The organism is Streptomyces sp. NPDC028308, from assembly GCF_055565855.1.
The window spans coordinates 523,101-535,345 of the sequence record NZ_JBVHTO010000003.1; the positions used below are offsets into that span (position 1 = coordinate 523,101).

Here is a 12,245-nt window from a genome sequence, read left to right on the forward strand (position 1 = left end):
CGGCGGCGGTTTCCGTTGGCGGACGGCTGCTTCGTCGGCGCGACCGCCGGGTGGGCGTCGAGGGGCGCGGAGACGACGGACTCCGCGTGGCGTCGTCCTTCGTGGCGGCGGAGGCGCGGTTCGTCGGGGAGGTGGCGAGCGGCAGGGAGAGTGAACTCGCCGTCCCCGAACGGGACATGGCGGCGCCCGGCGAGGTCCGGGGCCGCCGCCGGTTCCACCGCGACCGGGCACCGGCCGCCTGCGAGCCGCCGACCGCTCCCGAGGACCGCGCGCCCCACGGCGGCAGTCCCTACCCGGAAACAGCGCCGGCCCCCGGCGATCAACAGCAGCGCTACCCACCCGGTGCGCGCGGACCGAGCGGTCCCGGCGCACGCGGGCGAACCGGAAGGAGAGGGAGCATGAGCCGTACCGTCATCCGCGGCGGCCTCGTCATCACGGCCTCCGACGAGATCCACGCCGACGTCCTGATCGAGGATGGCCGCATCGCCGCCCTGGCCGCCTCGGGCAGCGCCGCCGCCGAGGCGTGGACGGCCGAGCGGCTGATCGACGCCACCGGGAAGTACGTGATCCCGGGCGGTGTCGACGCCCACACCCACATGGAACTGCCCTTCGGCGGCACGTTCGCCTCCGACTCCTTCGAGTCCGGCACCCGGGCCGCGGCCTGGGGCGGCACCACCACGATCATCGACTTCGCGGTGCAGAGTCCCGGCCACTCGCTGCGCGAGGGCCTGGACGCCTGGAACGCCAAGGCCGACGGCCGGTGCGCGATCGACTACGGCTTCCACATGATCGTCTCCGACGTGAACCAGGACACGCTCAAGGAGATGGACCTGCTGGTCGAGGAGGGCGTCACCTCCTTCAAGCAGTTCATGGCCTACCCCGGCGTCTTCTACAGCGACGACGGCCAGATCCTGCGCGCCATGCAGCGCTCCGCCGAGAACGGCGGCCTGATCATGATGCACGCCGAGAACGGCATCGCGATCGACGTCCTCGTCGAACAGGCGCTGGCCCGCGGCGAGACCGACCCGCGCTACCACGGCGAGGTCCGCAAGGCGCTGCTGGAGGCCGAGGCCACCCACCGCGCCATCAAGCTCGCCCAGGTCGCCGGCGCCCCGTTGTACGTCGTGCACGTCTCCGCGCAGGAGGCGGTCGCCGAGCTGGCACGCGCCCGCGACGAGGGCCTGAACGTCTTCGGCGAGACTTGCCCGCAGTACCTGTTCCTGTCGACCGACAACCTCGCCGAGCCCGGCTTCGAGGGCGCGAAGTACGTCTGCTCCACTCCGCTGCGGCCCAGGGAGCACCAGGCCGCCCTGTGGCGGGGACTGCGCACGAACGACCTCCAGGTGGTCTCCACCGACCACTGCCCGTTCTGCTTCACCGGCCAGAAGGACCTCGGCCGCGGCGACTTCTCGAAGATCCCCAACGGTCTGCCGGGTGTCGAGAACCGGATGGACCTGCTGCACCAGGCCGTCGTCGACGGGCACATCTCGCGCCGCCGCTGGATCGAGATCGCCTGCGCGACCCCGGCCAGGATGTTCGGCCTGTACCCGAAGAAGGGCACCATCGCGCCCGGCGCCGACGCCGACGTCGTCGTCTACGACCCGCACGCCGAGCAGGTCATGTCCGTCGAGACGCACCACATGAACGTCGACTACTCGGCGTACGAGGGCAAGCACGTCACCGGCCGGGTGGAGACGGTGCTCTCGCGCGGCGAACTCGTCATCAGCGAGCGGGAGTTCACCGGGCGTGCCGGGCACGGCGTCTACACCCCCCGCTCCACCTGTCAGTACCTGAACTAGGAGTGGCGCACATGGACTTCGGACTCGTCCTGCAGACCGACCCGCCCGCCTCCCGGGTGGTCAGCCTCATGAAGCGGGCCGAGCGCAACGGCTTCAGCCACGGCTGGACCTTCGACTCGGCCGTGCTGTGGCAGGAACCCTTCGTCATCTACAGCCAGATCCTCGCGAACACCGACAAGCTCAAGGTCGGCCCGATGGTCACCAACCCGGGCACCCGCACCTGGGAGGTCACCGCCTCCACGTTCGCCACCCTCAACGACATGTACGGCAACCGCACGGTGTGCGGCATCGGACGCGGCGACTCCGCGATGCGCGTCGCCGGACGCAAGCCGAACACGCTCGCCCGCATCAGCGGCGCCATGAAGGTCATCCGGGCCCTCGGCCGCGGCGAGGAGGCCGACCTCGGCGGCACGGTCGTCCGGTTCCCCTGGGTGCGGCCCGGCGCCGAACTGCCCGTGTGGATGGCCGCGTACGGCCCCAAGGCCCTGAAGATGACGGGCGAGGAGGCCGACGGATTCATCCTCCAGCTCGCCGACCTCTACCTGACCGAGTACATGGTCAAGACCGTGAAGCAGGCAGCCGCCGACGCCGGACGCGACCCCGCCGAGGTCAAGGTCTGCGTCGCCGCGCCCGCGTACGTCACCGAGGACGACTCGCCGCAGGCCCTCGCCCACGCGCGGGAGCAGTGCCGGTGGTTCGGCGGCATGGTGGGCAACCACGTGGCCGACCTGGTCTCCCGGTACGGCGACCACTCCGGTGTGATCCCGGAGGAGCTGACCGCCTACATCAAGGCCCGCGAGGGCTACGACTACTCTCACCACGGGCGCAGCGGCAACCCCGACACCGCGTTCGTCCCCGACGAGATCGTCGACCGGTTCTGCCTGATCGGGCCGGTCGAGCGGCACATCGAGAAGCTGGACGCCCTGCGCGACCTCGGCGTCGACCAGTTCGCCCTGTACGACATGCACGACGCGCAGGAAGCCGTCATCGACACCTACGGCACGAAGGTCATCCCCGTCGTCAACGGCCGGTAGAAGCAACTGATTGACGCCCCGTCAATCAATAGTCCGAGCAGGGCTTTTGACGTCCACGAGTCCCCCCTTCCCGCCGTCCCGGGAAGGGGGTCCGGGCGCTCCGCGCGCACCCCCCACGCCCGCACCCGCACGGCCTTTCCCGCCACTCCTCACCTGATGGGCCTGCTCATGACCGACACCGTCCCCACCGACAGCCCGCCACCCGCTCAGGTCACCCTCCCCGACGGCCGCGTGGAGATCGCGCCGGGCGCCTCCCGGCCCACCGGCCCCTACGCCAACGAGGACCTCCTGCCGGTCCCGGTGGAGAAGCGCACCTGGACCACGTACAACTTCTCGGCGCTCTGGGTCGGCATGGCCCACAACACCGCTTCCTGGACTCTCGCCTCCGGGCTGATAGCCGTCGGCATGGACTGGAAGCAGGCCGTCCTCACGATCGCCCTGGCCAACCTGATCGTGCTGGTGCCGATGCTGCTCACCGGGCACGCCGGACCCAAGTACGGCATACCCTTCCCCGTCTTCGCCCGTGCCTCCTTCGGCGTCCGGGGTGCCAACCTGCCCGCCGTCGTACGGGCGTTGGTCGCCTGCGGCTGGTTCGGCATCCAGACCTGGATCGGCGGCGAGGCGATCTACTTCCTCGCCGGCAAACTGTTCGGCGACGGCTGGGCGGACGCGTCGCGGATCGGCGGACACCCCTGGACGATGTGGCTGTCCTTCGCCGTCTTCTGGGTGCTCCAGATCGCCATCATCCTCCGCGGCATGGAGACGATCCGCCGCTTCGAGAACTGGGCCGCGCCCTTCGTCCTCGTCGGCGCCGGCGCGATGCTGTGGTGGATGAGCAGCAAGGCGGGCGGCTTCGGCCCGCTGCTCGACCAGCCGTCCCGGCTCGGCTGGGGGCCGGAGTTCTGGAAGCTGTTCGCACCCGCCCTGATGGGCATGATCGGCTTCTGGTCGACGCTGTCGCTGAACATCCCGGACTTCACCCGCTACGGCAGGAGCCAGCGCGCCCAGACCTGGGGACAGGCGCTCGGACTGCCCACCACCATGACGCTGTTCGCGTTCCTCTCCGTCATGGTCACCTCCGGTTCGCAGGCCGTGTACGGCGAGGCGGTGTGGGACCCGGTCCAGCTCGCCGCGAAGACCGACAACGTCTTCGGCCTCCTCTTCGCACTCGTCACCGTGCTGGTCGCGACCCTGTCCGTGAACGTCGCGGCCAACCTCGTCTCCCCGGCCTTCGACTTCTCCAACGTCGCGCCCCGCAGGATCAGTTTCCGTACCGGGGCCCTCGTCACCTGCGTGCTCGGTGTGCTGATCTTCCCGTGGAAGCTGTACGCCGATCCGCAGGGCTACATCTTCACCTGGCTCGGTCTGGTCGGCGGCCTGCTGGGCACGGTCGCCGGCATCCTCATCGCCGACTACTGGATCCTGCGCCGCACGAGACTCGACCTCGCCGACCTGTACCGCGAGGGCGGCCGGTACTGGTACGACGCGGGCTGGAACTGGCGGGCGGTCGTCGCCTTCGTCACCGGCGGTGTCCTCGCCGTCGGCGGCGCCGACTTCCATCCGCTGATCGACGGCCGGCCCCTCCCGGTGCTGGAGCCGCTCGCGGACTACGGCTGGGCGGTGGGCCTCGGTACGTCGACGGTGCTGTACCTGGTGCTGATGAGGCTGCGAGGGCGGGAACCCGAGCGCGCCTGAACCGGCGGCGGGCCGCGCCGGAGGTCCGCTCTAGCGAGCGGCCTCCAGCGCGGCCACCGCCTCCTTCGCGGCCTTGATGGCGCCCTTGTTGATCACATCGGTGGAGGGCGCCTTCTTCGTCTCGAAGTCGCTGCCGTTGTACGTGACGATCACCAGGGCGTTGGACGCGCGGACGACCACCACGCCCTCACGGGTCTGCTGCTTGTCCTTGGTGGTGAGGTTGACGACGGAGTAGGCGGTGTCGCCGAGTCCGGGAACCGCCCCGCCGCCGCTCTTCTCCGTCGTGCGCTGCTTGTACGCGTTCTCGGCCAGCTGGTCCGACTTCTTGATCTCGAAGGAGATGTCGAGCCAGCGGTAGTCGAACTCCTTCAGCGCGTTCCAGGAGCAGGTGCGGCGCACGGACTTGTCCGTCGAGGCGATCTCCTGACCGGCCGTCTTGGCGCCCGGGACAAGGGACTTGACGGTCTTCACGCTCACGCCTCGGCACGGCTCGGGCGAGGCGGTGTACGTCCTGGCGGCGGCCGAGGCCGAGGGCGCGGAGGGCGTGTCGGTGCCGGTCTTCGGCGCCGGCTTGTGGTCGGCCGTCGGCGTCGCGGCCAGCGGACCGGACGTCAGGGCCCAGCCCGCCGAGGCGAGCACGGCGACGGGCAGCAGACGCGCGGTCAGGGCGAGCGGCAGAGGAAGAGAACGCACGGCGCACTTCTCGTGGGGGACGGTGCGGAAGGAGTCCGCACTGCGGACGGGACGCCAGTGTCACATGAGTCCCTGTGGGGCGGAAGGGCGAACTCGCTCCGTGCCCGCGCGGTGACAGTGACCCACCGACGACGGACCGTGGTCCACCGAGGCCACACGCCGGGACGCCCAACTCCCTCAGGCGCGGGAGCCCGGCCCGGGCTCCCGCGGCTGGGCGGCACCGTCACGCGATCTCCTCGTGGGCGGCCAGCGGCAGCGCGCTCTCGATGCGGTCGACGGCGGCGAACGCGCAGTAGGCCACCAGCCGGACCAGACACCCGTCCGTGTAAGGCGGCCGCTTCCAGGCCGCCACGTCCTCGTCGGTGATGCGGTACGGCGCCAGCGCGGCGAGCAGCGCCAGTCGCGCACCCGGCCGGTCCGCCCGGCCCGGCAGGCCCGGCCATCCCAGCGGCGGATGCCGCCCGTCCCAGGCGCGCACCGTCTCCCGTACGAGGGCGCGGTCCTCCTCGGAGAGCAGGGCGGCGCCCGTCTCGGACGCCGTCCGCAGGGCCGCGTACGCCGGTCCCGCCGTCGTCCCGGCCGCCCAGGACGGCGCCGAGCCCGGCTCGTCGAGCAGTGCGAGCGCGGCACCCGGCGCCACCTGACGGCGCACCGTCCGGGACACCGAGCGGCCCACCAGACTGCGTACCGCGCGGAAGCGCTGGACGTTGCCGGGCAGCAGGTTCTCGGTCAGCAGGGCGGAGACGATCCGGTTGATGAAGTGGAAGGACAGCACGGTGCCGACGTAGGCGGGCGTGTGCGCGGGCGGGAACGGGAGCGCCGCCACCTCCGGGCTGCCGGGGACGCGGGTCGCCTCACCCCAGGCGAGCAGGCGCGCGTGCCCGTCGTCGCGGGGGAGCTCCCCGCGGGCCAGGCGCTCGGCGAGGGCGTGGTCCCCCGTGGCGTGCAGCAGCATGGTGTGGGCGTCCACGCAGAACGGGCACCGGTTGGCGCGCGACACCCCGAGCGCCGCCAGTTCCTTGCCGGTGCGGTCGCCCTCGCCGGCGATCAGCGACTCGCGCAGCAACGCCCAGGTGGCGGTGAGGAGTTCGGGCGCGGAGGACAGGACGACGAACGTCGGGGCACCGTCGATGCCGAAGTCCCGCGCCAGTTGCGCGTAGACCTCGGCGGTGCGGCCGGTGGCCGACTTCGGCGGGACGGGCCGGGTGTGCCGGAAGGGTGAAGTCATGACAGAACCCTCGCCCCGGACCGTGCCCTCGCGCGTCGTACGGCCGGAGGCACCCCGGCGTGCGCCGAGCGGGCCGCTCACCCCGCGGTCTACTGCGCCGGGAGTAGCGCGGGAGCCGTCCACAGGGCTGACGCCCCGGCCCCGCGCGCCGGTCTAGGGTGCGGGCATGCACGGGGAGCGGCTCACCCGCAGGGACCTCGCCGACGCGGCGCTCGCCGTCGTGGTCGGCGCGATCGTCCTGACCGCGGCGGCATTCGACACGGACACGGCGCCCTTCGACGGGGTGCTGATCGTCGTCGGTTCGCTCGCGCTCGCCTGCTACCGGCGCCTGCCCCGCGCGGTGCTCGCCGTCAGCACGGCGGCCTCCACCGGGTACGTCCTGCACGCGGAGCCCGGCACGCTGTCCGCGCTGCCGGTGCTGGCCGCGGTGCACACCGCCGCCCGGGCCGGACACCGCGGGGTGGCGGGCGCCGCGAGCGCCGTGTTCCTCGCCGCCTACCTCCTCACCCGTCCCACGACACAGGACGCCGTCGAACGGGCCGCACTGCTCGTCGGCTGGTTCCTGTGCGCCCTCGTCACGGGCCTCGCGGACCGCAACTGGCAGGCGTATCTGCGCCAGACCGAACAGCGTGCGCTGGAGGCCGAACGCACCCGGGAGGAAGCGGCGCTGCGCCGCGCCGGCGAGGAACGGCTGCGCATCGCCCGCGAGTTGCACGACTCGCTCACGCACAGCATCTCGATCGTCAAGCTCCAGGCGGGAGTCGCCGTCCACCTCGCCCGCAAACGCGGCGAAGACGTGCCGCCCGCGCTGCTCGCCATCCAGGAGGCGGGCGGCGAGGCCATGCGTGAACTGCGCGCCACCCTCGACGTCCTGCGCACCGACGAGCCCACCGGGACGCCCGCACTGCTGGTGGAGCGGGCCCGCGCGGCCGGCCTCGCCGTCGAGCTGACGGTGACCGGCGACGAGCGTCCGCTCACGGCCACCGTGGACCGCGCGGCGTACCGCATCGTCCAGGAGGCACTGACGAACGCCGCCCGGCACGCGGGACCGGCCAAGGTCAGCGTCCGACTCGACTACGGGCGGGACGAGTTGGCGGTGCGCGTGGACGACGACGGGACCGCCGTCGCCTCCCGGCCGCCCGAACCGGGCACCGGCCTCACCGGCATGCGCGAACGGGTCACCGCCCTCGGCGGCACCCTGCACACCGGACCGCGTACCGAGGGCGGCTTCTCGGTACGCGCCGCCCTGCCGCTCGGCCTTCCGGAGAGCGCCGCGTGAGGGGCGGGGGAGCGGTGGACGGCGTCGACGCGGACAGCGGCGGGAGCGGTCCGGACGGCGGGTACGGCGGGCGCGCGGCGGGCCGGCCCGTCCGGGTCGCCCTCGTCGACGACCAGGCCCTGATGCGGGCCGGGTTCCGGGCGCTGCTGGACGCCGAGGACGGCATCGAGGTGGTGGGCGAGGCCGCCGACGGGCTCCAGGGCGTGGAGCTGGTGCGCGCCCAGGTGCCGGACATCGCCCTCGTCGACGTGCAGATGCCCGTGATGACGGGGATCGAGGCCACCCGCCTCATCGCGGCCGACCCGGGGCTGGCCGCCGTCCGGGTCGTGATGCTCACCAACTACGGCTTCGACGAGTACGTCTTCGAGGCGCTGCGTGCGGGAGCCAGCGGCTTCCTGCTCAAGGACACCGAGCCCGCCGACCTGCTGCAGGCCATCGAGGTGGTCGCGGGCGGCGAGGCGCTGCTGTCGCCGTCCGTCACCCGCACCCTCATCGGCGAGTTCGTCGCCCGGCCCCCGGACCGGGCCACCGCTCCCGGCCTGGAGTGCCTCACCCGCCGCGAACGCGAGGTCACCGCGCTCGCCGCCCGGGGCCTGACCAACGAGGAGATCGCCGCGCACATGGTCATCAGCCCGTTCACGGCGAAGACGCACATCAGCCGCGCGATGACCAAGCTGGGCGCCCGCGACCGCGCCCAACTGGTCGTGTTCGCCTACGAGTCGGGGCTGGTGACGGCGCGCGGGACCGGCGCGTGACACCCGGCCGCGCCCGGTTCGGCGACCCGTGGCCGTGGGCGGGGGCCGCCTGCGATGATCGGCGGGTGATCGCGATACGCCCGAGGTGGTCCCGTGGCGCAGCCGTCGCCTGTCTGCTGGCGCTGGGCGCGAGCGGCTGCGGCCTCTCCGCCGAACTCGACCGTGAGCGCAACCCCGAGCGGATTCCCGCTCCCACGCCGCCGGTGCCCTTCGAGATCCCGCCGCGGATGACGGCCACGCCCGGGCGCCCGCACGCCGTACCGGTCCAGCCGGCCGCCGGCTGCCCGCGCTCCGGCGTCCGCTACGGCACCGGGCCCGTGGACGCCGCCATGGGACTGCGCGCCATGACGCTCACCCTCACCAACTGCGGTGAGCGCCCGTACACGGTGGACGGGTACCCCTTCGTCCGCGTCCTCGGCGGGGAGGGCGCCCCGCTCGGGGGCGTGCGCACCGTCGCGGGCACCGACGAGGTGGCCATGGCACCGCGGGACCCGGGCCCCCGACCGCTCACCCTCGCCCCCGGCGAGAGCGCGCGGGCGGGCCTGTACTGGCGGACGGCGGCGGAGGAGGGCACCTATCTCCGCGTGGGCTCCCGGCGGGATCGCGACCTCGTGAACATCCGCCCGGCGGAGTCCCTCGACATCGGACCGGTCAACGTCCTCGGTACGACACCCTGGGTCGCCGCGACGCCGTGACGGTCCGGCAAGAGGGGCGCCCGGCCGCCGGACGGGCATGCCTACGATCGTCCAACGCCCGCCCCGCAGCGAGGAGTCAGCCCGTGTTCACCACCCGACCGACACTCCAGGGCACCTTCGGCATGGTGTCCACCACGCACTGGCTCGCCTCGCAGTCGGCGATGGCCGTCCTGGAGGACGGGGGCAACGCCTTCGACGCCGCGGTGGCCGCCGGTTTCGTCCTGCACGTCGTCGAACCGCACCTCAACGGCCCCGCGGGCGAGGTCCCCGTCATCCTCGCCCCCGCGGGCGGCGAGGTGCGGGTGCTGTGCGGGCAGGGCGTCGCACCGGCAGGAGCGACGGTCGCCCACTACCGGTCCCTCGGCCTGGACCTCGTCCCCGGCACCGGCCCCCTCGCCGCCGCGGTGCCCGGCGCCTTCGACGCGTGGATGCTGCTCCTGCGCGACCACGGCACCCGCGCCCTCGCCGACGTCCTCAAGTACGCGATCGGATACGCCGAGGACGGCCACCCGCCCGTCGAGCGCGTCACGGAGACCGTGGAGACGGTGCGCGAACTCTTCGAGACCGAGTGGACGTCGTCGGCCGAGGTGTATCTGCCCGGCGGCCGCGCCCCGCGCCCCGGGGAACTCCTGCGCAATCCCGCCCTCGCCGCGACCTGGCGCCGGCTGCTCGCCGAAGTCGCCGACGCCGGGGACCGGGAGGCGCAGATCGAGGCGGCCCGCCGCGTGTGGCGCTCCGGGTTCATCGCCGAGGCCCTGGTGCGCCAGGCGGAGCGGCCCACGCTGGACACCAGCGGCGAGCGCCACACCGGCACGCTGACCGCCGCCGATCTGGCCGCCTGGTCCGCGTCCTACGAGGCCCCGGCGACGTACGACTGGCGGGGCTGGACCCTGTGCAAGGCGGGCCCCTGGAGCCAGGGCCCGGTCATGCTCCAGCAGCTCGCCCTGCTGCCCCCGGAGCTGCCCGCCCCCGGCTCCGCCGACTACATGCACCTCCTGATCGAGGGCTGCAAGCTCGCCATGGCCGACCGGGAGGCCTGGTACGGCGACGCGGCCGAAGTGCCCCTGCGCGAACTGCTGTCGGAGCCGTACAACGCGTCGAGGCGCGCCCTCGTCGGCGACGCCGCCTCGTACGAGCTGCGGCCCGGCAGCCCCGGAGGACGCGCCCCGGGGCTCAGCGGCCACGCGCTCGTGACGGCCGCCGGGGAGGCCGGTTTCGACCCGCTCGGCGTGCCGGGCGCCGGCGAGCCCACCGTTGCCGCGAGCCCGCTGTCCCCGGTGCCCGGCGAACCGGACGTCGCGGCGGACGGGGGCACCCGCGGCGACACCTGCCACCTCGACGTCGTGGACCGCTGGGGCAACATGGTGGCCGCCACCCCCAGCGGCGGCTGGCTCCAGTCCAACCCCGTCGTGCCGGAACTGGGCTTCCCGCTCGGCACCCGCCTCCAGATGACCTGGCTGGAGGAGGGGCTGCCGAACTCCCTCACCCCGGGCCGCCGGCCCCGTACCACCCTCACCCCGTCCCTCGCCCTGCGCGACGGGGTGCCCGTGATGGCGTTCGGCACGCCGGGCGGCGACCAGCAGGACCAGTGGCAGACGCACTTCTTCCTGGCCGTCGCCCTGCGCCCCGAGGTGCGCGGCGGCCTCGATCTCCAGGGCGCCGTCGACGCCCCGAACTGGCACAACGACAGCTTCCCCGGCTCCTTCTACCCCCGCGGCATGCGCCCCGGCAGTGTCACCGTCGAGTCCCGCACGGACCCGGAGGTCGTGAGGGAACTGCGGCGCCGGGGCCACGACGTCCTGGTGGGCGGGGCGTGGACCGAGGGACGCCTGTGCGCGGTCGCCCGGGACCCGCGCACCGGCGTGCTGTCCGCGGCGGCGAACCCGCGGGGGATGCAGGGCTACGCGGTCGGGCGCTGAGGGCCGCGCCCCCAGCGCGCCGTCCCCGCGGACGGCCGCCGCACTCCCGACGCCCTCCCCGCCGGACGGGCACCGGTGTTTCATGCCGATTCCACCCGGCATACACCGGGCGGGCGGGGATTGTCAGAGGTCCGTGCTGTCATGGAGGCATGATCGAAGAGTTTCTCGCACAGCACGTGACAGACGTCGAAGAGGCGGTCCGCAAGGCGGCCGCCGCCGAGATCATGCCGCGTTTCCGGCAGCTCGCCGCGCACGAGATCGACCAGAAGACCGGCCCGCACGACCTGGTGACCGACGCCGACCGCAAGGCCGAGGAGTATCTGACGGGAGCGCTCACCGCGCTGCTGCCCGGATCGGTCGTCGTCGGCGAGGAGGCGGTGCACGCCAACCCCGCCACGTACGAGGCGATACGCGGCGACGCCCCGGTCTGGATCGTCGACCCGGTCGACGGGACACGGCAGTTCGTGCACGGCGACCCCGGGTTCTGCACGCTGGTCGCGCTCGCGCTGGACGGAGTCGTGCACGCCTCCTGGACGTTCGCACCCGCCCGCGAGGAGTTCGCCACCGCGGTCCGCGGACGGGGTGCCGTGGTGGACGGCACGCCCCTGCGCTCCGGCCCGCCCGCTCCCGGCGGCGAGCTGCGCGTCGCCACCTCCCACCCGGACTACACGACCGAGGAGCAGAAGCGGGCGCTGCTCGGTCTGCGCACCGAGGGCGTCCGCCCACGCCCGTGCGGTTCCGCCGGACTGGAGTATCTCGCCGTCGCCCGGGGCGAGTTGGACGCTACCGCCTTCAGCTGGGAGGCCGCCTGGGACCACGCCGCGGGCCTGCTGCTGGTCGAGGAGGCGGGCGGCGCCCACCTGACGCTCGCGAGGGAGCCGTTCCGCATCACCGGTGGCAACACCCTCCCCTTCACTGCCGCCCGGGACGCCGCCACGGCGGGCCGCGTGGTGGACCTGCTGGCGCGCGGCGTCTGACGCCTCCACCACGGATCCGCCGCGCCGCGAGTACGTCTCGGCCATGCGGGCCAGGGCCGGTGCGATGCTTCGGCCGTGGACCGCTCGAACAGGCGGGACGGCCCGTCCGGGACCCGCCTGGAGCGGTGGACCGGCTCGGTCGCGGAACGCCCTGACCCCGGTGGGACGCGT

At 73.4% G+C, this 12,245-nt stretch carries 10 protein-coding genes; 8 read left to right on the forward strand and 2 right to left on the reverse strand.

The genetic code is table 11. The features are described from left to right. Nucleotides 1-398: 398 nt before the first annotated feature. The 3 genes from hydA to ACZ4VA_RS09880 all read left to right on the forward strand — a co-directional run bounded on the left by hydA (nt 399) and on the right by ACZ4VA_RS09880 (nt 4,528). Nucleotides 399-1,799: a dihydropyrimidinase gene (gene hydA, locus ACZ4VA_RS09870; RefSeq protein WP_356166732.1), complete on the forward strand. Its 1,401-nt coding sequence runs from the start codon at nt 399-401 to the stop codon at nt 1,797-1,799. An 11-nt stretch (nt 1,800-1,810) separates the two neighbouring features. After that, a complete protein-coding gene (locus tag ACZ4VA_RS09875; RefSeq protein ID WP_389390376.1) occupies nt 1,811-2,833 on the forward strand; it encodes a TIGR03842 family LLM class F420-dependent oxidoreductase in 1,023 nt (340 codons plus the stop codon). A 168-nt stretch (nt 2,834-3,001) separates the two neighbouring features. Beyond that, nucleotides 3,002-4,528, forward strand: a complete 1,527-nt coding sequence (locus ACZ4VA_RS09880; protein ID WP_389390377.1) for an NCS1 family nucleobase:cation symporter-1 — start codon at nt 3,002-3,004, stop codon at nt 4,526-4,528. Nucleotides 4,529-4,558: 30 nt separating this feature from the next. Here the strand turns inward: ACZ4VA_RS09880 and ACZ4VA_RS09885 are convergent, their stop codons facing one another. Together ACZ4VA_RS09885 and ACZ4VA_RS09890 are read right to left on the reverse strand one after the other, a co-directional pair. Beyond that, on the reverse strand, nt 4,559-5,221 hold the full coding sequence (locus ACZ4VA_RS09885; protein ID WP_356166728.1) for a hypothetical protein: 663 nt from the start codon (nt 5,219-5,221) through the stop codon (nt 4,559-4,561). 223 nt (nt 5,222-5,444) lie between these two features. After that, nucleotides 5,445-6,449 (reverse strand): carboxymuconolactone decarboxylase family protein, encoded by a 1,005-nt coding sequence (locus ACZ4VA_RS09890; RefSeq protein ID WP_468080685.1) that lies wholly within the window; start codon nt 6,447-6,449, stop codon nt 5,445-5,447. A 166-nt stretch (nt 6,450-6,615) separates the two neighbouring features. Between ACZ4VA_RS09890 and ACZ4VA_RS09895 the strand changes: the two genes are divergently transcribed. The 5 genes from ACZ4VA_RS09895 to ACZ4VA_RS09915 all read left to right on the forward strand — a co-directional run bounded on the left by ACZ4VA_RS09895 (nt 6,616) and on the right by ACZ4VA_RS09915 (nt 12,074). Beyond that, nucleotides 6,616-7,728: a sensor histidine kinase gene (locus tag ACZ4VA_RS09895; protein WP_468080687.1), complete on the forward strand. Its 1,113-nt coding sequence runs from the start codon at nt 6,616-6,618 to the stop codon at nt 7,726-7,728. Next, entirely contained in the window at nt 7,725-8,483 is a 759-nt protein-coding gene (locus ACZ4VA_RS09900; RefSeq protein ID WP_468080689.1) for a response regulator, read from the forward strand. Before ACZ4VA_RS09895 ends, ACZ4VA_RS09900 begins: the two co-directional genes overlap by 4 nt. A gap of 65 nt (nt 8,484-8,548) precedes the next feature. Next, nucleotides 8,549-9,178: a DUF4232 domain-containing protein gene (locus ACZ4VA_RS09905; RefSeq protein ID WP_355793383.1), complete on the forward strand. Its 630-nt coding sequence runs from the start codon at nt 8,549-8,551 to the stop codon at nt 9,176-9,178. Between the two features lie 83 nt (nt 9,179-9,261). Further along, nucleotides 9,262-11,097, forward strand: coding sequence for a gamma-glutamyltransferase family protein (locus ACZ4VA_RS09910; protein ID WP_468080692.1), 1,836 nt, complete (start codon nt 9,262-9,264; stop codon nt 11,095-11,097). A gap of 149 nt (nt 11,098-11,246) precedes the next feature. Beyond that, a complete protein-coding gene (locus ACZ4VA_RS09915; RefSeq protein WP_356237838.1) occupies nt 11,247-12,074 on the forward strand; it encodes an inositol monophosphatase family protein in 828 nt (275 codons plus the stop codon). The last annotated feature ends 171 nt before the right edge of the window (nt 12,075-12,245 follow it).

Bases quoted from the DNA above. Each gene is read 5' to 3' on its own strand.
- hydA (WP_356166732.1), top strand. From the start codon at position 399: ATGAGCCGTACCGTCATCCGCGGCGGCCTCGTCATCACGGCCTCCGAC.
- ACZ4VA_RS09875 (WP_389390376.1), top strand. From the start codon at position 1,811: ATGGACTTCGGACTCGTCCTGCAGACCGACCCGCCCGCCTCCCGGGTG.
- ACZ4VA_RS09880 (WP_389390377.1), top strand. From the start codon at position 3,002: ATGACCGACACCGTCCCCACCGACAGCCCGCCACCCGCTCAGGTCACC.
- ACZ4VA_RS09890 (WP_468080685.1), bottom strand. From the start codon at position 6,449: ATGACTTCACCCTTCCGGCACACCCGGCCCGTCCCGCCGAAGTCGGCC.
- ACZ4VA_RS09895 (WP_468080687.1), top strand. From the start codon at position 6,616: ATGCACGGGGAGCGGCTCACCCGCAGGGACCTCGCCGACGCGGCGCTC.
- ACZ4VA_RS09915 (WP_356237838.1), top strand. From the start codon at position 11,247: ATGATCGAAGAGTTTCTCGCACAGCACGTGACAGACGTCGAAGAGGCG.